Consider the following 21705-nt stretch of genomic DNA (forward strand, 5'->3'; position numbering starts at 1 on the left):
GACGGCTTATGCCGTGCTCTCCCCGGGGAGCGTTGCACTATTGCCCCCGTCGCCTCGCAGATGACTGATGCAACGGCCCGGTTGGGCCGCCGCATCACCACGAGACTTGGCGCACAGACCCCGGGCGCCAGGACCACACGGTTTTGCCGTACGCTTGTCACACCGGTCGTGTGCGCGAAGGCTGCTGCTCACGGTTTTGCCGCCCCGCAAAGCCTGTCGCGACGATGTGACGAGCGTCCACCGCAGCTCACCCCACGTTCGTGACGATCGCGATACGCCCCTCTGCCCGGGGTGAGTTGCCGAAAGAATGCGACAAAGCCGAATTTCTGTAAAGGCGAATATTTTTGCCCGTGCGCATTGCCCCACGGCTCGTGTGTTTTGCGCGTCGGGCACCACAACAGCTTGTAGGCGACGGGGACGTTGCAAGCCGCGCGCAGCATGCTATCGCTCGCATCATGACGCCGAAAAACTTCGAAGCACGCTGCCTGCGCCTGCCGGCCGCCACCAAGGTGGTGCAGTGGGAAGGCACCTCCGTGTTCAAGGTCGGCGGCAAGATGTTCGCGCTCGGCGGCGGTTTTGCCGCAGGCTCCGGCGGCTACATGTTCAAGGTCTCGGACATGGCCTATGCGATGCTGATCGAGCATGGCGTGGCGCGGCCGGCGCCCTACCTCGCACGCGCCAAATGGGTGCAGCTCGTCGGCAACAACTCACTGCCCGATGCCGAGCTATCCGGCTATCTCGTCCAGGCCCACGCGCTGATCGTGGCGAAGCTGACGCGGAAGGCTCGCCGGGAACTGGGGCTCGGCTGATCGGCCGAATTGACCTTCGTGCAATATCTGACTAAAGTCAGACATCATGCTGGATCCGATCTCCCGCGTTCGCCGCTTCAACCGCGCCGTCACCTCCGCCGTCGGTGCACTCGACACCTCCTTCCTGGGGCGCGGCCGTCCGCTGGGCGCGGCGCGGGTGCTCAATGCGATCGGGCATGGACGTTCCGATGTCGCGGAAATCCGCGACTATCTCGGCCTCGATTCCGGATTGATGAGCCGCCTGCTGCGCAGTCTCGAGGACGAAGGCGTGATCGAGACCGAAGCGCATCAGGACGATGCCCGCCGGCGGGTCGCTAAATTGACGCGGACCGGCCGGCGCGAGTTCGCGGCCTATGAGGCGCTGTCGAACGCGCAGGCCGAGGGCTTCCTGGCGCAACATTCACAACGCGAGGCGCTGCTGGCGGCGATGGACCTGATCGCCTCCACCCTGACCCGCGAGCGGATTGCGCTGAAGGAGATGGACCCGCGCAGCGACGAAGCGCGCCATTGCCTCGGCGAGTACTATGCCGAGCTCGGCCGCCGTTTCAAACAGGGTTTTGACGTTTCTCTTTCGAGAGATCCTGACGCCAAGGACATGCGCCGGCCGCGCGGCAGCTTCATCGTCGCGATGTCGGACACGCTGCCGATCGGGTGCGTCGGCTTGAAGGGAACGGATCACGGCTACGCCGAGATCAAGCGGCTGTGGGTCGCCCCCGCCGCACGCGGATTGCGGCTCGGCCGGCGCCTGATGGACGCAGCCGAGGATGCCGCACGCACGCTCGGCATCGCGCTGTTGCGGCTCGACACCAACAGTGCGCTGCCCGAGGCCGGCCAGCTCTACCGCACCACCGGCTGGAACGAGATTCCGCGCTTCAACGACGATCCCTATCCGGACCTGTTCTTCGAAAAGCGCCTCTAGGCGGGACCGCTTGCGAGCCCCGCGCGTTAGGGACGAAGCCCAGGTGGGCTTCGCTGAGCTTCGACATGACCCGAAATGACCTCGCCGATCTCTACCGCGCCTATATTGCCTGCCTGAACCGGCAGGATTGGCCCTCGCTCGGCCGGTTCGTGCACGACGATGTCGTCCATAACGGCCGGCCGCTCGGCCTGCCCGGCTATCGCGCGATGCTGGAGCGGGACTTTCGCGAGATCCCGGATCTGCGCTTCGACATCGCGCTGCTGATCGCAGATCCGCCCCGCATCGCGGCGCGGCTGCAGTTCGATTGTTCGCCCGTCGGGACATTTTTGGGGCTTGCCGTCAACGGCAGGCAGGTGTCGTTCTGCGAGAACGTGTTCTACGAATTCGCCGATGATAGGATCCGACAGGTCTGGTCGGTGATCGACAAGGCCGCGATCGAGGCGCAGCTCTGACGCCGCGCCTCGATCCGAAGCTCACGCGGCCGCCGGGGCCACTTGTCCTTGCGGCTTTGCGAACGGTTTGAACGTCATCGCCATCAGGAAGGCGCCGAGGCCCATTGCCCAGGAGGCGATGTAGAGCCAGGCGTAGCTGGAGAAGGCGTCGTAGATCAGGCCGCCGGCGAGCGGGCCGGTGGCCATGCCGAGGCTGCCGGCCATCGCCGTGCCGCCGATCACCGTACCCATCATCCGAAGCGGAAAGTTCTCGCGGATGATCACCGCATAGAGCGGCATGGTGCCGGCATAGATGAAGCCGAAGACGGCGCCGACGGCGTAGAAGGTCGCGAGCTGATGCGCGAAGACGTAGGCCAGCGCGCCGAACGCCTGCAGCAGCAGGCCCGAGACCAGCACGCGCTTGGCGCCGAACCGGTCGCCCATCAGGCCGAACGCGATGCGGCCGCCGAGGCCGGCAAACCCCTCGATGCTGTAGATCGTCACCGCCGCGATCAGCGGAATGCCGCAGCTGACGGCATAGCTGACGGTGTGGATGATCGGACCGGAATGGGTGGCGCAGCAGAAGAAATTGGTCGCGAGCAGAACCAGGAATTGCGGCGAGCGCAGCGCCTCGCTTCTCGACATCTCGCTTTGCCCGGCCCCCGTCGGGGCGGCCACGGCCTGCGCGAGGGCCGGCGGACGGCGCACCAGGAACGAGACCGGGATCATGATCGCCCCGACCACCAGTGCCACGATCTGCATCGAGGTACGCCAGTCGTGGCCGGAGACGAGCCAGGCCGCGAGCGGCGCCATCGTCATCGGCGCCATGCCCATGCCGGCCGACACCAGCGACACCGCGAGGCTGCGATGGGTGTCGAACCAGCCGGTGACGGTCGCCATCATCGGCGCGAAGATCGCAGCGCAGGACGCGCCGGTGAGCAAGCCGAACACGAACTGGAACACCAGCAGCGAGGTGGCATGGCTCGCGGCGAACAGGCTGAGCGTCAGCACGATCGATCCCGTCAGCACCACCGGCCGCGGCCCGAACTTATCGGACAGCGTGCCCCAGGCCATGCTGGTGAGGGCCATCGCCAGAAAGCCGATCGTCATCGCGCTGGAGATGCCGGTCACCGACCAGCCGGTGTCCTTGGTGATCGGCTGCAGGAACACCGGCAGCGAAAACATGCCGCCGATCGCAACGCAGCCAAGCAGGCCGCCGGCGGCGACGATCACCCAGCGATAGGGGGATTGAGTCATCTTTGTCTCCCGAGATGATCTTGTCTGAGGGGAAGACGAATGGGAACTGCGGCGGCCGACAGCCTCGCGCAAGTTATTTTGCGGATCTGACGACGTAAAATCGCGAAAACAACCCCATGCACAGTAGCCGGCCGCTGCGCGATCAAGGACTTAGCGAGCGAACAGAACGAGCTGCCAGCGCCTCGCGACGGCCCGCCGCGATTTGACTTATCGGGCAAAACACCTGCGTCGCGCCCGGTCAGACCTCGAACAAGGCCTTGACGTCCTCCTCGGTGAGCGCCGAAGCGATCTGTCCTTCGCGCTCGAACAGGCCGTCAGCCAGCGCGCGCTTCCGAGCCTTGAGCTCGTCCATCTTCTCCTCGATCGTGCCGGCCGCGACCAGTCTGTAAACGAACACGGCCTTGTCCTGCCCGATCCGGTAGGCGCGATCGATGGCCTGCTCCTCGACGGCGGGATTCCACCAGGGATCGAAGATGATCACGGTATCGGCAGCGGTGAGATTAAGGCCCACGCCGCCCGCCTTCAGGCTGACGAGGAATACCTGCGCCGCTCCGTTCTGAAAGGCCTCGATCGCGGCTTTCCGGTCCTTGGTGTCGCCAGTGAGGAGACTGTAGCGCAGGCCGTCTGCCTCGAAGCGGCGCCGGATCAGATCGAGCATGGAGGTGAACTGGGAGAAGACGATGATCTTCCGGCCCTCACTCAACAGCTCCGATACCATCTCGATCAGGCGCTCAAGCTTGGCCGATGGCCGCTCCACGGCGTCACGGAGCTTCAGCAGCTCCGGATCGCAACAGGCCTGCCGCATTCTCAGCAAAGCTTCCAACACCACGATGTGGCTCTTGGCGAGGCCACGCTTGGCAATCGCCTGGCGGACCTTGCGCGACATCGACAGCCGGATCGAATCGTAGAGGTCGCGCTGCGGGCCCTCGAGCACGATCTTCTCCATGATCTCGCTCTTGGGCGGTAGTTCCGTCGCTACTTCAGCCTTCGTTCGACGCAACAGGAAGGGCTTGACCCGCTGCGCCAGGGCTGCTGCACGAATCTGGTCACCGCGCTTCTCGATCGGCGTGCGCCATTGGCGCGAGAACGCCGCCTTGTCGCCGAGATAGCCTGGATTTGCGAAGCTCATGATCGACCAAAGCTCGCCGAGATGGTTTTCCATCGGCGTGCCGGTGAGACAGAAGCGATGCTCGGCCTTGATGTCCCGCAGCCAGCGGGTGGTGGCGGCGTCAGGATTCTTGATCGTCTGTGCTTCGTCCAGCACGGCGATGTGCCAGTCCCGCGTCAGAAGCACTTCCCGATCCCGCGCGATCAAAGGATAGGTCGTCAGCACGAGATCATGCTCGGCAATGGCGCCGAACCTCTCCTTGCGGTCGGGTCCCTGGAGGACGAGCACCTTCAAGCCCGGCGCGAATTTCTGCGCTTCGGCCGACCAGTTGGTCATCAGGCTGGTCGGTGCGACGACCAGCACCGGGCTTTTCTGGCACCCCCGCTGCTTTTCGAGCGTGATCAACGCCAGGACCTGAATTGTCTTGCCAAGACCCATGTCGTCGGCCAGGACGCCGCCCAACCCGCTCTCGCGGAGTAGATCGAGCCATGCCACGCCCTGGGCCTGATAGGGCCGAAGCGTCGCATGGAAGGTCGGCGGAATGTCCGGCGTGGCCAATCCCCGCAGCTGAAGCAGGTTGGCGAGACGACGCAGGTTATCGGCCCCGCGAAAGACGAAGCTCTCGCTCTCCAGTCCCAGCAGCGGAACGACGTCCGCCTGGGACAGCCTGATCTTCCTCGAGCCACCCGCGAGAGCGCCGCTCAGATGCAGGCTATGCAGCGCCAGCACCACGGGAAGAAAGCGATCGGCCGCCAACGCCAGCTTGCGGCCATCGGTCAATGGCAGATAGAACCGCTCGCCCCTCTCAGCGAGTTGTCTCAACCGATCTGGCGTGAAGTCGGGCGCCGAGACCAGCGCGGCGACGTGCGGGGCGAGGTCCTGGCGTTCGCCGTCGATGTCGATGCCGAGCGCCAGCTCGAACCAGTCGATGCCGTTGGATTCCAGCGCCGCGTCGAAGTCGCCCGAGGACTCGGCGAGCCGAAACGGAAAATCGTCGTCGATCAGGATCTCGAAGCCTTCCGACGTCAACTGATCGCCCTGCTGCGCGAGAAATTCGAACCAGCCGCCCTGATCGCGCAGCGTGAGATCCATGGCATGGCGAAAGTCCAGCTCCGAAAAAGCGGTTCGCGCGTCGACGAGACCGAGGTCGACCAAACGCTTGCGCGCCTGCCTCTCCTTGCCCTGTCGCCGCGTGATGGCGAACAATTGTCCCGCCTGAAACAACTCCACCCGGCTCGGTCGCTGGTTTGGATCGATATCGAACCCGCCATAGCGGAATCCGAGGCTGGCGACCGCCACCGGACCGCGCGCTTCGTTCTTGTTGTGGTAGTAGTAGAAGCTCGCGAGATGTCCGAGCCGGAGCCGCAGCACCGGGCGAGGATCCTCTTCGATGGTCACCGCAACGGGCGGCGGCGCGGGCAAAACGCCATGATGAGCCTCGGGCAGCTTCTGAGCGAGGCGGCGCGAAACCTCCTCCACCTGAGCGCGCGGGATGGCTGGCGCCGACAGGAGCTGAAAGGCCAATCGTGGCGGCAGGCCGAATTGCGCCGGTCCGATCAGCCCCGAGGCTTCATCGACATAGACTGGCGGCTCGGCATTGAGTGCGACCGCTCCAGCCACGAGAAGATGAGGAGTGAGACCGCGCTTTCCCGCCGACTGCCATTCGATCCTGCCCTCGCGTGCGTCCCCCCACTTCAGTGGCGCGCCCTTGTGATCGAGCCAGAACGCCCGGCCGGTCGCGACAATCCGCTTCAGCAACTCCTCCGGATAGGGTCCCTGCTCGGAATATCCGCGGGTGCCGGCTGCCGCCTGCGTCACGATCTCGATGTCGACATCGCGGAAATATTTCGGCGCCCGTTCGGGCTTGAACTCGTACAGGCTGGGACTGGCATAGTTGCCGCCGAAGCCGCCGGCCTTGAGCACGCGAACGGACCGTAAGGACAATTCCAGCTGCGGCATTGCGTGTTCTGACGGCTCAAGACAGTATAGCAAGCACTGGCTCTCATCCCCAGCGCCGCCCCGCGCTGCCCGGCCGACGCTGTCGATCCAGTTGGTCAGCTCTAACGAGAGAACAGGAGGCGCCGTGGGCATTTCGCGCGCGGCTGGCGTGTTCGGCGCCGCGACCTCCTTCCCGCTCAAGGCCTGCAGAAGCGTTGCGGCGACGTGCTTGCAATTGAAGTCCATCGGACAATCGCAATCGCCATCGAGGCTGGTGAGATCGTCTCCGCTGAACGTCAGGGCGATATCGACCTGATATCTGTTGGATCCGCTGCCCCGCACCTCCGCCGTGACATGCTTCAGGTCGTCGCTCACCTTCAGCTTCGAGACGCGGCCCTGCGCCTGATAAGAGACCGCTTTCTCCATCGCCGATCGGCTGAAGTAGGTATAGATCGACTTGCGCTTGAGAACGTCCGAGAGCACTTGCGGCAATTCCGGTCCTTTGAGCTTCCAGCATAGCGGCTCGACCCGAACCGTTGTAGCAGCAACGTCGAGGTTCCCCACAGCTGCCGCATCCTCGCCGTCCGAAGGACTTGCCGGCCTCTGCGGGGTGCTTCACCATTCCCCTGGGGACTTGCGGGAAATGATCCATGCCAAAGATCGACATCACTGCTGTGCCAACACGTAGAGGCTCCGGCTATCCGGCCCCCCTCAACGCACCGTGTGCCGAGCGCATCCGCCAGCGGCTCGGCGATGCCGGCGGCCTCGAGGATTTAGAGCCCGGCGTCCGACGGCCGGTTCCTGCACAAGGACGGCACGCCCTATCCGGACGCATGAACGTCCGCTGGAAAGTCTCACATGGCAGCGCTGCGGCGCCACGCGCTGACCGTGAGCCAGATCGCCGAGACCAGGAAGTAGAGCGCACCGACCGCAGCATAGCCGGCGACGTTCGCGATCCCCGGGATTGCCGGCATCGTGGCCTGAAAGATGAAGAAGCCGCCCGCCAGGGCTGATTGGCCACCGCTGAGCACCATGGCCCATTGCGCGCCAAAACGCTTCCAGCGCCGCACTGCCGTGCCGAGCTGGAGCAATCCCGACAGGATCGCCCAGGCCCCGAAGATCCCGAGCACCCAATTCATGCTCGCCTGCAAGGCCAGCGCGACCGCGAGTGCGGCCGCCAGGCTGATCAGCACGTTCAGGCCCTGCGTGCGGTTCTGGTTCAACCCGCCGCTGCAGAGCGCATCGAGATAATTGGCCGCGGCGTCCCACGCCGGATAAGCGACGAGCAGCGCTGCAGCGATGACTCCCGACGACGGCGCGATGGCCAAGGCCGCGACGACCCAGGCGACGGAAAACGCAGCCCGCAGGGCATAATACTGCTTCAGCCATTGCGCGTGCTCGCCCGTGACCAAAGGCGTGTCGTGATTTCTCATTGTCTTTCCTTACCTACTAGTTGGTAGTTTCACGAGCAAAGTGAATTGGCCCGCCGCCGCGATGCCTTGCAGCCGGGGTCGCGCCGCCTCCGTCAGTGCCTGGTGGACAGCCGGTCCAGCAGCGGCCGGGTGATCGTCCCGAACATTCTGGGATCGCCATAGGCACGCGCCGACAGCATCGCGCCGTGGACGGTGGCCATGAATCCTTCCGCCTCGATCTTCGCAGTCGAGGAAAGATGCAGCCGCCCCTTCCGCTTGCCGCGCTCCAGCACCGATGTCAGCCACGACGCAAGGACACGGAAATGCGCGCGGACTTCCAGCGCCACCTCCTCGGGGAGGATCGGAAGCTCGCTGGCCAGCAGCGCGCAAACGCAGAACGGCGCGGTGGCGTCCGTGATGCAGGCTTCCCAATAGGCCACATAGTTTTCGAGCTGGTCGCGCGGGTCCGCGATGTTGCGCTCGAGTGCCGCCAGACCCGTCTGCGCCTCTTCGCGATAGCGCGACACCAGGGTGCGGACCAGGTCGACCTTGCTGGCGAAATGATGGTGGATGCTCGGCTTGCGGATGCCGACCACGTCGGCGATGTCGGCATAGCTGAAGCCGTTGTAGCCGCCGGCAATGATCAGCGAGCGGGCGCAGGCCAGGATGTCGTCGGCGGTGGAGGAGACGTTGCTCATGCCGTTTAGCTACCTTCCAGTTGGTAGGTCGTCAAGAACGGGTGCTTCAACGATCCGTGAGTGGTAAGAGCCGGCCATGACCGTCCGTCCCCTCGTCCGCTATCCCGACCGCCGGCTCGCAATGCCGGCACGGCCCGTAACCGCCTTCGACGACGGCTTGCGCGAGCTTGCGGCCGACCTCCTGGAGACTATGCGCGCCGCGCCCGGCATCGGCATCACTGCGCCGCATATCGGCGTGCCGTTGCGCGTCGTGGTGCTGGAGCTCGACGCCAAGGACGGTCCCCTCACCTACGTCAATCCGGTCATCGAATGGGCCTCGCCCGAGTTGATCATGCACCGCGAAGGCAGCGTCTCGATGCCGGGGGTCAATGACGAAGTGCAGCGCCACGCCCGGGTGAGGATCAGCTATCGGGATCTCGACGGCAACACGCGAACCGAGGAATCGGACGGCTTGCGCGCCGTGTGCCACCAGCACGAGATCGATCAGCTCGACGGGATGTTCTGGATCCAGCGGCTGTCCCGGCTGAAGCGCGAGCGGCTGGTGAAGAAGTTCGAGAAGATGACGCGATCGTAGGGCGGATTAGCGGTGCGTAATCCGCCGCTTCGGCAGATCGAGGGAGATGGTGAATTACGCCGCCCGCCGCGCTTCGCGCAGCGGTCTGCTCATCCACCCTACGCACTCATTCACGCCCTCTTGCCACCGCGCTTGGTGATCGGCGCGTTGCGGCGCTCGCGCTTGCCGCGCGCGATCTCGGTTGCCAGGGCGTCGAGCTTCGGCTCCCAGAAATTGCGGAACTGACCGATCCACGCGTCCACCGCCCGCAGGCCGGCGACGTCGACCGAATAGAGGCGCCTCTGCGCCTCGGCCCGCACCGTCGCAAAGCCGCTCTCGCGCAGCACCTTGAGATGCTGCGAGACGGCCGCCTGGGTGATCCCGAACTCGGCCCCGATCATGTCGACGACCTCGCCGGACGCCATCTCGCACCCCGCCAGCAGCTCGAGGATGCGGCGGCGCACGGGATCGGCGAGGACCTCAAAGATTTGCATCAGCTTCCTGTGCCGGGATGAGCGATGTCGGGCGGCATTTCGCCGCGATAGAACGCGATGGTGCGGTCCGAGCGCGCTTTCGCTTCGTCGGGATCGACGCCGCTTGCGACATGGGCTGCGCGCCAATATTCGCCGCTGGTCGTCATGAAGTCCTTGCCCTCCGGCGAGCGCATCCAGGCCTCCGCCGTCTCGTGATCGACCGATGCGCCCGTCGCCAGATATCGCTCGAGCCCCGCGAGAGCGAGGTCCCAGCCGATCCCTACCGCACCCGGGCCGAACTGATTCCAATGATCCTCGATGATCGCAGTGTGCTCAAGCGTCAAGCGCGCCTGCTGTCGTTCTGCTGCCAGCCTGACGTCAATCCAGCTGATCGCGCCGCCGAACTCCCACGTCGCTGCAAAATGGGTCGGCGGCGTGCATGCCGTGATCGTGCCGCCCGCATTGCCCTTGACCTGGTAGCGGCCGCCGAGCTGGAGGTCGCCCTCGATCGCCGCAAACCAGCGCGGAATACGCTCCCTGCTGGTCACGGCATCCCAGAGATCGTCGACGCTCGTCTCGTAAAGACGGGTCAAGGTCACCGTGCTGGCGGGTTTTCCATCCTTCTCGAAATTCGTCACCGAACGCGTGACGAGCCCCAAAACCCTGGCGACGTCGATCTGCATGGCGCTTCTCCTCGTTGTTACGAGGGTCAATATCAGCCAAAATTAATATAAGTCAAATCTTATATTAAGAGCGACGCCGCCGTGGCGGCGGGCGAACCGGATCGCGACCGCCTGCTCCGGGATCCTCCAGCACATGCGCGAGATATTTCGCCGGCGGCTTGCCGAGCGCCTTCTTGAACATGGTGATGAAGGCCGCGACGGAGTCGTAGCCGAGATCGGCCGAGACCTGTTGTACGCTGGCGCCCGCGGTGAGCTCCCGCAGGGCGACGATCAGGTGCAATTGCTGGCGCCAGCGCCCGAAGCTAAGGCCGGTCTCCCTGACGACGAGGCGCGCGAGGCTGCTCTCGCTGAGCGCGACGCGGCCGGCCCATTCGGAAAGCGTGCTGCGGTCGGACGGGTTCTTCGCCAGCGCCGCCGCGATCCGCTTCAAGCGCGGCTCGGACGACAGCGGCAGATGCAGCTCCTGGACCGGCATGCGCGGCAGCTCGCGCAACAGGACCTTCGCCAGCAGCTTGCCCCTCGCCTCGTCGCCCGAGCCCTCGGCCGACAATTCGACGATCAGCTCGCGCAGCAGCGGCGAGATCGACAGCGTGCAGCACCGGTCCGGGAGATCGACGATGTCAGGCTCGACATAGACGAAGAACAGGCGGGCATTCTTCGTCGCGCGGTTGCTGTGCCGCATGCCGCCGGGAATCCAAACCGCGCAATGCGGTGGCACCATCCACAGGCCCGTGGGCACGCGGCACGTGACGCCGCCGGCCAGGGCGAAGACCAATTGCCCCTTGCGATGGCTGTGGTCCGGCACCTCCTCTTTCGTCGCGTTGACGTCGACGCGCACGGCGATGACGGGCGCCGAGGGATCGTCGACGTCGAAGTCGGACCATGGAAAGCGGAGGGGCTGGCGCATGCTTGACGATTTTTAGCAATTGATTGGTCAAGTATCTAAATTCATCAGATCGCGAAGTCCATAGTTTGGAGGTCCTCAACCTGCCCGCCCTGCGGTCGGGCGCTCACGGGAGAGACGGCCATGCATGGCATGATGATTTCGAAAGCCGAGCTCGGACGCGAGGTCCGCACGCAAGCCGGCCGCGTGCGCGGCAGTTCGCGGGACGCAGACGGCGTGCTGGCCTTCAAAGGCATTCCCTACGCCGCCCCGCCGCTCGGGCCGCTGCGCTGGCGCCCGCCGCTGGAGCCGGCGCGTTGGGCCGGCGTGCGCGATGCGCTGGTCTTCGGCGCGGGCTGCCTGTCCGCGCTCGAGAACGATCATCGGCCCGGGCCGCGCAATGAGGATTGCCTCTACCTCAACGTCTGGACCGCGGCGCGGCACGCGGACGAGAGGCGCCCCGTGATGGTGTGGATCCACGGCGGCGGCTTTCAGTTCGGCTCCTCCGCCAACCCCGCGACCGACGGCGCCGCGCTGGCCGCGAGCGGCGTCGTCGTCGTCAGCTTCAACTACCGCCTCGGCATTTTCGGCTTCCTGGCGCATCCCGATCTCGATGCGGAGGGGCCGTCGGGCAATTACGGCCTGCAGGATCAGCTCGCGGCGCTGCGCTGGGTGCAGGCCAACATCGCCGCCTTCGGCGGCGATCCTGATAATGTCACCCTGTTCGGCGAATCCGCCGGCGCCATGGCGGTCGGCCTGCTGATCGCCTCGCCGCTCGCGCACGGGCTGTTTCACAAGGCCATCGGCCAGAGCGGCGCGTTCTGGGACGGCCGGCACGGGCCGCTGCAGAGCTTTGACGAAGCCCGCGCGCGTGGCATCGCCTTTGCCCGACGACAGAGCGATGGGTCGATCGCAGCGCTACGGCAGATGCCGGCGGACCGTTTGAATGCGGCCGCCCCGTGGAGTTTCGAGACCAGCCCCGTCGTCGGCGCCTTCTCGCCGAGCATCGATCGTTACGTGGTGCCGGACGTACCCGCGCGGCGCTTCCTGCGCGGCGAGCAGATGCAGATCCCGCTGCTGGCGGGCTGGAATGCCGCCGAGGAATTCCCGTTCATGCCGCAGGCGCTGCCCCATCCCTCCATGCACGCCTTTCTCGCCGCAGCCGAGGCGATGTTCGGCCGGGAGCGCATGGCTGATTTCCGCAAGCTGTATCCCGCCGCGACCGAAGCGGAGGCGAAGATCTCCGCGGCCGCGCTCACCGGCGACATGGTGATCGGCGAGCAGTGCTGGCAGTGGCTGCGGCTGCATCGGCGAACGCAAGCCGCCCCGGTCTACGGCTATGTCTTCGGCTACACCTCGCCCTACACGCCGATCGCCTCGCACGTCACCGAGATCCCGTTCGTGTTCGGCACGCTGACGCCGCAACAGGTGATCGGCAGCACGGCACCGCCGGCAGACGAGGACCGCGCGCTGGCGCGAACCATGATGGGCTATTGGGTGAATTTCGCCGCGCGCGGCAATCCGAACGGACCGGGCCTGCCGCCCTGGCCCGCCTACGGCGAAAGCGACGTCGTGCAGATCATCGGCACGACGATCGGAGCCCGCCCCAATCCGCAAGGCGAGCGCTTCCGCTTCCTCGGCAGCTTCAGGCAGGACGGCGTGCTGCCGATGCGATGGCGAGAGGGGCCGTGAATGCCCTACCCGCTCGCCATCAGCGCCTTGGCCAGCGCCATGTAGGCCGGCAGCGTCACGGGATCGTTGGCGGCGTTGCCCGCCATCGGATGCGAGGCGTAGCGCGCGATCACCATCTCGGCCTTGGGGTCGACATAGATGCCCTGGCCGTAGACGCCGCGCGCCATGTAGGCGCCGTGCGCGTTGTGGGTGACCCACCATTGATTGCGATAGGACGCACCCGGCAGCGTGGTGTAGCCCGCCGGCTTGAACTTTTCGGGGTCGCCGCCGCGCGCGATGTCCTCGACCACCTGCGAGGGCACGATCTGCCGGCCGTTGAAGCGGCCGTGATTGCGCATGGTCTCGCCGAAGCGGGCAAGATCGCGCAATGTCGTCGAGAGACCGCCGCCGCCGCTCTCGGTGCCGATGCGGTCGACGTGGTAATGTGCGTCCTCCTCCGCCCCCATCGGCTGCCAGATCCGCTCGGACAACAGATCCGCCAGCGTCAGGCCGCTGACGCGCCTGATGATCCAGGCGAGCACGTCGGTGTTGACGGTCTTGTAGGCAAAGGCCTTGCCGTGCTCGCCCTGCTTCCTCTGCGCGATCAGGAAATCGAAGATGTTGGTCGGCCCGTCGTAGTCCGGCGGGATCGGCGCCATGCCGTTGGCGCGCCGCAGGCCCCACACGTCCGAGTTCTTGTCGGTGTAAACTTCGGTGTAGGCGAGCCCCGTGGTCATATCCAGGACCTCGTGCACGCGCGCGTCCCCGAACGCGCTCGTCTTCAGCTCCGGCACATAGTCGGTCACCTGTGCCTGCGGATCGATCCTGCCCTCGGCGACCAGCATGCCCGCAAGCACGCCGGTGAACGACTTCGTCACGGACATGCCGATATGCGGCTTGTGCGGCTTCAAGGCGCCGAAGTAGCGCTCATGGATCAGCTTGCCCCGATGCAGGACCGCGATGCCGTCGGTGTAGGTCTCCTCCAGCATCTGCGCGAACGTCATGGGCCGTCCGTCCATCGTGGTCGAGGCGACCGAGCCGATGTCATGATCCGCGCGCGGCAGCACGGATGCAGGTCCAGCTCCGCGCCAGACGTTCACGGTCGGCACGAGCTGGCGGATGTTGGACCAGGCCCAGCGCAGTTCGGGGAAATTGCGGAATGAGCCGTCCTGGAAGGTGATGAGACGGTCGGCCGCCGGCGGAAAGCCGCGCATCCAGCCGAGGGTTTTGGGGTCGGTTTCGGTGGAGGTGGCGGGTGGTTCGCTGGCGGTGGTGGCGACGGACATGCAGGCAAGCTCCGAAAGCAAACGAAGACTCGCTCATATCACGGCGGCGGTTGGGCAACATCCCGCGCTTGTGCGGAGGCGACCGGCGCCGGGCGCTTGGCAAGGCGTGAGAACAGTCTCGCGATGCTCCGCCGCTCCACCGCCAAGTTCGCAACGCCACTCAAGTCCATGCTGGCGAGGGCAACCATTCATTTCGAGCGACATCAAAACGTCTGCGATCATCGAAGGTCCCATTCCCTGCCAGTTCGCAACCCCTGCTTCATGCGCAGACGTCCGAGACCAAAATCACGCGCCCTTAGCGGCCAGCCCTTCGAGAAGCGCTACAGTCGTTGTCAGGCTTCGGCTCGGCGGCGTCATCTGATTGCTCACCTCCCGCGCCCGAGCGGCGCATCCTGGCGCCAGCACGGTTCGCAGGTCATCTCGCAGGGTCTCCGCCGTCGTTGCGGAGAACCGACGTGAGGTCCCTAACCCCAGGCGTTTGATCTGTGTCCCCCATATCGGCTGGTCGGCGCCGATCCAGAGGACAACAGTCGGGACGCCGGAGCGCACGCTGGCGGCCGTGGTGCCGGAGCCGCCATGGTGAACGATGGCGCGGCAGCGCGACAGGACCGCGGCGTGATTGACCGAGGGCACGATCATGACGTCTCGTGTCGGGGCCGTGCCTCCAAGGGGCAGCACGCCAGAACAGATCAGCGCACGCTCGCCAAGTTCCCGGCACGCCTTTGCGATCATCTCAACGGTCTCGGCCGGCCTGTCGACTGGCATGCTGCCGAACCCGAAGTAAATTGGCCGACGGCCGGCGCCGATCCAAGAATCCACGGCACCATCGAAGTCGGTGGCAGATTCCAGGGCCATCGTTCCGACCAACGGTCTCCTCCAGCCCCATTGCGCCTCAAGTCCGGGAAAGAACACCTTGTCATAGGCTTGAATCTCCAGCGCGCCGGATTCGACGATCTGACGCACGGCACGAATTCTGGAGTGCGGAAGCCCCAGAGCCCGGCGCTGTTCATCATAGGCCGGCCGCAACAGGCGCCAATGCGACCACTCGGCAACCGACCACAGGGGCGCGACCAAACTCTGGGGTAATCGAACCGGAAGAATGTGATCGTTCGCCCTGACGGGAAAGTAATGCAGGGCAGCAAACGGCACGCCTTGGGCCTCGGCAACGTTTGCGGCCAGCTCCTGATAGGTCGTACCGCTCAGGATCACATCGGCGCCGGCCGCCAACCGTGTCAGCGTCGCGCTCATATCCGCCCAGCCCTCGACGAGGTACTCCCGCGCCTGGCGCAGCACCTTGACCGGATTGCGCAACTTGAACCAGTCGTGGAAGACCTCCGCCTCCAGCTGGCGTTGGGAATCAGGACCGTAAGTACTCACCGAACATAGACCGGCCGACGCGGCGAACCCGACGAGATTGGGCGGCACGGCCATCCTGACGTCGTGCCCGCGTCGCTGAAGCTCACGCGCCACCGCAGTCGCAGGCTCGACGTCTCCTCGTGTTCCGTGGGCAGCGATAGCAAACTTTATGGTCCCGCTCCCGGTCTCGTGGGGTCGAGTCCGGCGATCGCGTCGGCGCGGCTGCCGCCGGATAGGTCTAAGGCTCGAAGAAGATTTGGAGAATGCGAAATCATGGATGTCAAGGACGGCGCTTTCTGCTAATTGACAGCGGTCAAGCGCGTGGCTTACGGCTCTCTCAATAAGACATTTTCTTCAAAGTCTGCGCTGTTTTGTTCGAAAGTCCATGATCAAACCATGACTTTGCCCAAGGCCTTGAGCGACGGCGCACCCGACGCCCCCGATCTGTCCGCGCTTGCCATCGACCGCAGCGCCGGCTCACGGCGCCGAAGACAATTCCGCCGCATCCTTGGGCGCGTCCTTCTTGTCGTCCTGCTCGTCGGGATCGCCGGGGCGATCTGGGTGTGGCGCCGGCATTCGCAGATCGTCGTCGAAACGGCGGTCGTCTACTCCGTCTATCCGTCACAGGCGCTGACGCTGCTGAACGCGACCGGTTACGTCGTTGCGCAACGCAAGGCGTCCGTCGCCTCGAAGGCCACGGGCCGCCTCGAATGGCTCGGGGTGCTCGAAGGCAGCAAGGTGCACGAGGGCGAGGTGATCGCCAAGCTCGAGAGCAGCGACACCTTGGCGGTGCGCGACCAGGCCGCCGCCAACGTCCAGGTTGCGGAGGCCAACCTCGCGCAGGGACGGGCGGAGCTCACGCAGGCGGAAATCGCGTTCAAACGATCTGAGGCTCTCGGCGAGAAGAACATCATCAGCGAATCGACGCGCGAAAGCGCCGAGGCACGCCTCGCCAAGGCGCGCGCCGCGTTTGCCGGATATGGGGCGGCCATCGCCGCGGCGCAGGCCAATCTCCGCGCCTCCGAAGTTGCCGTGGGACAAACCCAGATCCGCGCACCGTTCGACGGCGTCGTCCTCACGCGGCACGCCAACGTGGGCGACACGATCACGCCGTTCTCGCAGGCGGTCGACACGAAGGGCGCGGTTGTCACCATTGCCGACATGAACTCCCTGGAAGTGGAAGCTGACGTGGCTGAGTCGTCGTATCTCAGCATCCACGTGGGCCAACCGGTCGAGATCCAGCTGGACGCGATCCCCGGCGAGCGTTTTGAAGGCGTGGTCAGCCGGATGGTGCCGACCGTGGATCGCGCCAAGGCGTCGACCCTCGTGAAGGTCCAGTTCCTGCAGCGCGACCCGAGGATGCTTCCGGACATGAGCGCAAAGGTCGCTTTCCTCGAGCGTGAAGTCTCCGAATCGGAGCGCAAGCCTGTTCTTGCAGTGCCGATGGCGGCGGTCTTCGAGCTCGATGGGCGACAGCATCTCTACGTCGTCGAGGGTGGCAAGGCCCATCTGCGGAGCGTCGATCTCGGCGCGAAGATTGGCGACCAGATCGAGGTCCGCGACGTCAAGGCCGGCACGCGCGTCGTGGTCCGGCCGCTGGAAGATCTTGTCGACGGGCGCGCCGTAAAGCAGGCCACCAAGTGACCGTGCTTCACCTCTCCGAGGCGCGGACCGGAGAAGAGGTGCTGATCGCGCTGAGCGACGTGAGCAAGAGCTACCGGCGCGGCGCGCAGATCGTCCCGGTTCTTTCCGGACTCACCTTCGACATCCGCCGCAAGGAGTTCCTCGCTCTGATGGGCCCGTCGGGGTCGGGTAAATCAACCATGCTCAACCTGATCGCCGGCATCGACAGTCCCGACCAGGGCTCGATCAAGGTGGGCGGCGAGGACATCACGCTGCTCCCGGAAGCCGAGCTCGCCGACTGGCGCGCGGCGAACGTCGGCTTCATCTTCCAGTTCTACAATTTGATGCCTGTGCTCACCGCGCTGGAGAACGTCGAGCTGCCGCTCACGCTCACGGATCTGGGGCGGCGGGAACGCCGAGACCGTGCGCAACTCGCGCTCAGCCTGGTCGGCCTCAGTGATCGCGTCAAGCATTTGCCATCGGAACTTTCGGGGGGACAGCAGCAGCGCGTGGCAATCGCGCGAGCGATCGTGACTGACCCGACGGTCCTGGTGGCCGACGAGCCGACGGGCGACCTCGACCGGCAGTCGGCGAAAGAGGTGCTCGAGATCATGCAGCGGCTGAACCGCGACATGGGCAAGACGATCGTGATGGTCACGCATGATCACCGCGCCGCAGCGCACGCGAAACGCATCATGAGCCTGGAGAAGGGCGATCTTTCCTATCTGGTGGAGCAGCGCCTTGAGTAGGCGCCGGTCATGAGCCAGTGGCTCACGCTCGTGGCGCGTAACGTGTTGCGCCAGCGGCTCCGCACGTCCCTGACGCTCGTCGGACTCATCGTCGCGATCCTCGCCTTCGGCGTGCTCCAGACCGTCGTCAAGACGTGGTATGCAGGAGTGGATGGCGCCGTCCCTTCGCGGCTGCTGACCCGAAACGCGGTCTCCTTTGCGCTGCCGCTGCCGAAATCCTATCAGAAGCGCATCGCCGCCGTCGAAGGCGTGCGGCGCGTCACTCACCTGAGCTGGTTCGGCGGCGTCTACAAGGATTCGAAAAACTTCTTCCCCCAGTTTGCGATCGATGCTGCGAGCTATCTCGACATGTTTCCCGAGATCCTGGTTCCGGACGAGGTGCGGCGCGCCTTCCTGCACGAGCGCCGCGGCGCGATCGTCGGGCGCAAGCTCGCCAAACGCTACGGTTTCAAGCCCGGAGACGTGATCCAGCTGCGCGGCACCATTTACCCCGGCAATTGGGAATTCCTGATCTGCGGCGTCTTCGACGGCCGGGATCCCAAGACGGACACATCGCAGCTGTTCTTCCGCTGGGATTACCTGAACGAAACATTGCGTGTGCGCTCCAAGGCACAAGCCGACCAGGTGGGCGTGTTCGCCGTGGACGTCGCCGGCCTGGATAGCGTCGCAGACGTCAGCCAGGCCATCGACCAGGTGTTTCGAAACTCGCTTGCCGAGACACTCACCGAGACCGAGCGCGCGTTCCAGATCGGCTTCGTCAAGCAGACCGAGGCAATCCTCATTTCCATTCGTGTCGTCTCCTTCGTGGTGATCTTCATCATCCTGGCGGTCATGGCGAACACCATGGCGATGACGGCCCGCGAGCGGCTCCGCGAATATGCGACTCTGAAAGCCATCGGCTTCAGCCCCGGCCATGTGGCGCGATTGATCCTCGGGGAGTCCATTCTGATAGCCTCTGTCGGCGGTGCGGTTGGCATCGGGCTCACGCCTCCGGTCGCCGCGCACCTTGCCGAGCTCTCCGCCACGCTGTTCCCGACCCTGATCGTGAGCGCCAACACCGTCATGCTGCAGGCGCTTGCGGCGGTGGTGGTCGGAATCCTCGCTGCGGTCCTGCCGATGCGCAGGGCGGCCCGCGTCAGCATCGTCAACGGCCTTCGAGCTTTGGGCTGACATGCCGTTGCTGCTCTCCTATAGCTTGCGAAACCTGCAGGAGCGCAAGCTCACCAACTTGCTCACCGCGACGGGCATGGCCCTGGTGGTGTTCGTCTACGCTGCCGTGCTCATGCTCGACTCCGGACTAAAGCAGACGCTCGTCGCGACCGGTGAAGACACGAACGTCATCTTCGTGCGCCGCTCTGCGGAAGTCGAGATCCAGAGCCTGATCGACCGCCGGCAGGCCAGGATCATCGAAAGCCAGCCCGAAATCATCATTGGGGCCGAAGGCGCGCCGCTCGTCTCGAAGGAAGTGGCGGTTCTGATCTCGCAGCCAAGGCGCAAGACAAGGCAGGCGAGCAACCTCTTGATCCGGGGGGTCGGTCCGGCCGCTCTGGCCGTGCGCCCGCAAGTGCGGATCGCCGAGGGACGCATGTTTCGTCAGGGATCGAATGAGATCGTCATCGGGCGCGCCCTCGCCGGCCGTTTCGAAGATGTCGAGATCGGATCGAGCCTCCGGTTTGCTCAGCGGGAGTGGAGGATCGTGGGCCGATTCGACGCAGGCGGCAGCGGGTTCGATTCCGAGATCTGGGGCGATAGCGAGCAGCTCATGCAATCGTTCCGGCGTGACTTTTTCTCTTCGATCACGGTCCGGCTTGCCGACCGTTCCGGCTTCGACACCCTCAAGGCGCGCCTCGAAGCGGATCCCCGCCTCACCATCGAGGCCAAGCGCGAGCGCATCTTCTACGAGGAACAGTCACGCCTGCTCTCCGGATTCATTCAGATGCTCGGGCTCACGCTCTCGGTGATGTTCTCTCTCGGCGCGGTCATTGGCGCGACGATTACCATGTACGCGGCCGTGGCCAGCCGCATGATGGAAATAGGCGTGCTGCGCGCGCTCGGATTTCGGCGCTCGCGGATCCTGATTGCATTCCTCGTCGAGGCGCTGCTGCTCGCGCTGATCGGGTGGGTCCTTGGGATCCTATTCGCGTCACTCATGACGCAGGTGAAGATCACGACGCTCAACTGGACGTCACTCTCCGAGCTCGCATTTCGGTTTGTTCTGACGCCGGCGATCGTGCTGAAGTCGCTCCTCTTCGCCCTCGTGATGGGCTTTCTCGGAGGTTTCCTGCCGGCCGTGCGGGCCGCCCGCATGAAGATCGTCGACGCGCTGCGCGTCGCTTGAACGTCACGCCTCCTTCATGCCGGGCGGCGCTATATTCGTTGCGGACCGGTTGCCGTCAGCTCACCGTCCCGGACAAGCACATATCCGCGAGCGCATCACGCACGAATGGCACCAACTGTGCACGGGTTGTTATGCAGTCCGGCATGTATCCGGACACGGTCGCGGATAGCCGCTCGCCGACGCGGTAGCACGCCACGAATAGGACGCCTTCGAGCCGTTTGAGCTCCGAAGCTGTATAGCGCTCCAAGACAGAAATCTGCAGCAGCGATGCCTCGCCGAAGGGGCGGTTCACATCGAGCGGCAATTCGCCGATGCTGCATCCAACGGGCAGGTCCGTCCCGAGCGCCTCCCGCTCCAGACGGCGCGCCAGCCACAGCGGCACATAGGGAATCAGTGGCAACAGCGGCGATACATCATCGCCGCTCCGGATCAGCGAGGCCAGTGCAGCCTTGACATCCCGCTGCAGGAGGCGCGGATCGTTGCCGCAAGCATCGGGGTCCGCCATCACCGTGATCGACCGCAGCGCGTTGCCACGCCGATCATCCACATGACGGTCGCTGACGGGCAGCACCAGCTTCACGCGTCCTGATGCGTCCAAGCGGCCCATTCGGAAAGCGAGCCGCACTACGAACGCCATGATCAGCGTGTTGCTCGCAACGCCCAGATCCGACGCGCGCCGTTGGCACGTTCCTGCACTCATATCCACCTGCACCAGCGGCAGAGCCACTGCCGGCTCGAGCCGGTTCGGGGGTCGCGCGGGGGAGTTCGAACGCGCCCCCTCGCACGACCGCTGCGCGAGAGCCCCTATCGCGCGCCAAACAGCCGGCAGGGCGCGCAAGCTCTCAACGCCGTCGCGTGCCACCGTCACCGGAGACCATCGCCAGGACGGCGGGGGGAACCCGTAATCGACACGACGACCAGCCACCGCGTCGGCGATGGCCTGGCCGGTGGCTCGCATGTCAGCGATCGTGTGCGACACCAACATCGTCAAAGCGCAGCCACCGCCCTCCAGTGCCTGGACTGCCAGACGCCAGCCAGGCCCGTACTCGGGATCCACCGGTTGCTCGAGCAACACACGTCTCAACTTGTGGAGACAGTCGCGGGGGAGCGGATCGCGAAACCAGTGTACAGGGCCCGACGCAGCGTTCGCCACCCAGCGGTGCCGCCCCCAGGGCAAGGGTGAACGCTGCAGGAGACGTCCCAGCAACCCCTGAGCGAGTCGCTCACTGAATTGCCTCACGGCAGCCTCCTCGAGCGTGTGGGGATATAGCCAGGTGACCTGCAGCGCTGGCCCGCGCCCGAGCGCCCGCAATCCAAGGAATGAGGCCTGGTCCATATAGCACAGAACGTCGTCCGCCCCAGCGCCGGGATCGCTTGCCCTACCGCCGGATCGGCGCCGCTTCTTGCTGGCAGAAGAAGCGCTCAACCCTCGAAATCTCCGGCATTTCTGGGCACGGTGCGACCGTCGCCTATCATGGGTTTATCTTCAATTCTTCGCAGTTTGCATTGCAAATACTG

The 21705-nt window shown here is 65.1% G+C and carries 19 protein-coding genes and 1 pseudogene; 10 read left to right on the forward strand and 10 right to left on the reverse strand.

The features are described from left to right. Positions 1–455 precede the first annotated feature (455 nt). From Q0743_RS16385 to Q0743_RS16395, 3 genes are all read left to right on the forward strand, one after another. The gene (locus tag Q0743_RS16385) at positions 456–809 is read left to right on the forward strand and encodes an MmcQ/YjbR family DNA-binding protein (RefSeq protein ID WP_298242552.1); all 354 of its coding nucleotides are present in this window, start codon (positions 456–458) and stop codon (positions 807–809) included. 46 nt (positions 810–855) lie between these two features. Further along, positions 856–1728, forward strand: a complete 873-nt coding sequence (locus tag Q0743_RS16390; RefSeq protein ID WP_298242553.1) for a helix-turn-helix domain-containing GNAT family N-acetyltransferase — start codon at positions 856–858, stop codon at positions 1726–1728. A gap of 65 nt (positions 1729–1793) precedes the next feature. Beyond that, positions 1794–2180, forward strand: coding sequence for an ester cyclase (locus Q0743_RS16395; protein WP_298242554.1), 387 nt, complete (start codon positions 1794–1796; stop codon positions 2178–2180). A 21-nt stretch (positions 2181–2201) separates the two neighbouring features. On the opposite strand, the gene Q0743_RS16400 is transcribed toward Q0743_RS16395, so the two are convergent. Further along, positions 2202–3416: an MFS transporter gene (locus Q0743_RS16400; protein ID WP_298242555.1), complete on the reverse strand. Its 1215-nt coding sequence runs from the start codon at positions 3414–3416 to the stop codon at positions 2202–2204. A 238-nt stretch (positions 3417–3654) separates the two neighbouring features. Further along, positions 3655–7026 carry a DEAD/DEAH box helicase gene (locus Q0743_RS16405; RefSeq protein WP_298242556.1) on the reverse strand — a complete coding sequence of 1124 codons (3372 nt, stop codon included), beginning with the start codon at positions 7024–7026 and terminating at the stop codon, positions 3655–3657. Positions 7027–7112: 86 nt separating this feature from the next. On the opposite strand from Q0743_RS16405, the pseudogene Q0743_RS16410 reads away from it, so the two are divergent. Then, positions 7113–7235 (forward strand): annotated as a pseudogene (locus tag Q0743_RS16410) (transcriptional regulator); the annotation flags it as partial. Between the two features lie 81 nt (positions 7236–7316). Here the strand turns inward: Q0743_RS16410 and Q0743_RS16415 are convergent. Beyond that, a complete protein-coding gene (locus Q0743_RS16415; protein ID WP_298242557.1) occupies positions 7317–7895 on the reverse strand; it encodes a DUF308 domain-containing protein in 579 nt (192 codons plus the stop codon). Between the two features lie 92 nt (positions 7896–7987). Beyond that, on the reverse strand, positions 7988–8572 hold the full coding sequence (locus Q0743_RS16420; protein ID WP_298242558.1) for a TetR/AcrR family transcriptional regulator: 585 nt from the start codon (positions 8570–8572) through the stop codon (positions 7988–7990). A 76-nt stretch (positions 8573–8648) separates the two neighbouring features. Here Q0743_RS16420 and Q0743_RS16425 point away from each other — a divergent pair, with 76 nt between their 5' ends. Beyond that, positions 8649–9146, forward strand: coding sequence for a peptide deformylase (locus tag Q0743_RS16425; protein ID WP_298242559.1), 498 nt, complete (start codon positions 8649–8651; stop codon positions 9144–9146). 110 nt (positions 9147–9256) lie between these two features. Here the strand turns inward: Q0743_RS16425 and Q0743_RS16430 are convergent, their stop codons facing one another. From Q0743_RS16430 to Q0743_RS16440, 3 genes are all read right to left on the reverse strand, one after another. After that, a complete protein-coding gene (locus tag Q0743_RS16430) occupies positions 9257–9619 on the reverse strand; it encodes a helix-turn-helix transcriptional regulator (protein ID WP_298242560.1) in 363 nt (120 codons plus the stop codon). Beyond that, positions 9619–10281, reverse strand: a complete 663-nt coding sequence (locus Q0743_RS16435; RefSeq protein ID WP_298242561.1) for an SRPBCC family protein — start codon at positions 10279–10281, stop codon at positions 9619–9621. The genes Q0743_RS16430 and Q0743_RS16435 overlap by 1 nt, the downstream gene beginning before the upstream one ends. Before the next feature lie 64 nt (positions 10282–10345). Then, positions 10346–11188: a helix-turn-helix transcriptional regulator gene (locus Q0743_RS16440; protein ID WP_298242562.1), complete on the reverse strand. Its 843-nt coding sequence runs from the start codon at positions 11186–11188 to the stop codon at positions 10346–10348. A 120-nt stretch (positions 11189–11308) separates the two neighbouring features. Here Q0743_RS16440 and Q0743_RS16445 point away from each other — a divergent pair, with 120 nt between their 5' ends. Then, the gene (locus tag Q0743_RS16445) at positions 11309–12856 is read left to right on the forward strand and encodes a carboxylesterase family protein (RefSeq protein ID WP_298242563.1); all 1548 of its coding nucleotides are present in this window, start codon (positions 11309–11311) and stop codon (positions 12854–12856) included. Positions 12857–12861: 5 nt separating this feature from the next. Here the strand turns inward: Q0743_RS16445 and Q0743_RS16450 are convergent, their stop codons facing one another. After that, positions 12862–14121: a serine hydrolase gene (locus tag Q0743_RS16450; RefSeq protein WP_298242564.1), complete on the reverse strand. Its 1260-nt coding sequence runs from the start codon at positions 14119–14121 to the stop codon at positions 12862–12864. Between the two features lie 285 nt (positions 14122–14406). Continuing rightward, positions 14407–15819, reverse strand: coding sequence for a glycosyltransferase (locus Q0743_RS16455; protein ID WP_367184922.1), 1413 nt, complete (start codon positions 15817–15819; stop codon positions 14407–14409). A 54-nt stretch (positions 15820–15873) separates the two neighbouring features. Here Q0743_RS16455 and Q0743_RS16460 point away from each other — a divergent pair, with 54 nt between their 5' ends. The 4 genes from Q0743_RS16460 to Q0743_RS16475 are packed head-to-tail and all read left to right on the forward strand — an operon-like array spanning position 15874 to position 20187. After that, positions 15874–17121 (forward strand): efflux RND transporter periplasmic adaptor subunit, encoded by a 1248-nt coding sequence (locus Q0743_RS16460; RefSeq protein ID WP_298242565.1) that lies wholly within the window; start codon positions 15874–15876, stop codon positions 17119–17121. Continuing rightward, positions 17118–17849: an ABC transporter ATP-binding protein gene (locus tag Q0743_RS16465; protein WP_298242566.1), complete on the forward strand. Its 732-nt coding sequence runs from the start codon at positions 17118–17120 to the stop codon at positions 17847–17849. The genes Q0743_RS16460 and Q0743_RS16465 overlap by 4 nt, the downstream gene beginning before the upstream one ends. A gap of 9 nt (positions 17850–17858) precedes the next feature. Next, the gene (locus Q0743_RS16470) at positions 17859–19019 is read left to right on the forward strand and encodes an ABC transporter permease (protein ID WP_298242567.1); all 1161 of its coding nucleotides are present in this window, start codon (positions 17859–17861) and stop codon (positions 19017–19019) included. Between the two features lies 1 nt (position 19020). Continuing rightward, the gene (locus Q0743_RS16475) at positions 19021–20187 is read left to right on the forward strand and encodes an ABC transporter permease (RefSeq protein WP_298242568.1); all 1167 of its coding nucleotides are present in this window, start codon (positions 19021–19023) and stop codon (positions 20185–20187) included. Between the two features lie 55 nt (positions 20188–20242). On the opposite strand, the gene Q0743_RS16480 is transcribed toward Q0743_RS16475, so the two are convergent. Continuing rightward, complete coding sequence (locus Q0743_RS16480; RefSeq protein ID WP_298242569.1) at positions 20243–21259, reverse strand: hypothetical protein; 1017 nt, start codon at positions 21257–21259, stop codon at positions 20243–20245. Positions 21260–21705: the final 446 nt, after the last annotated feature.

Origin of the sequence: uncultured Bradyrhizobium sp., assembly GCF_936943645.1 — a bacterium.
Classification (GTDB): Bacteria; Pseudomonadota; Alphaproteobacteria; order Rhizobiales; family Xanthobacteraceae; genus Bradyrhizobium.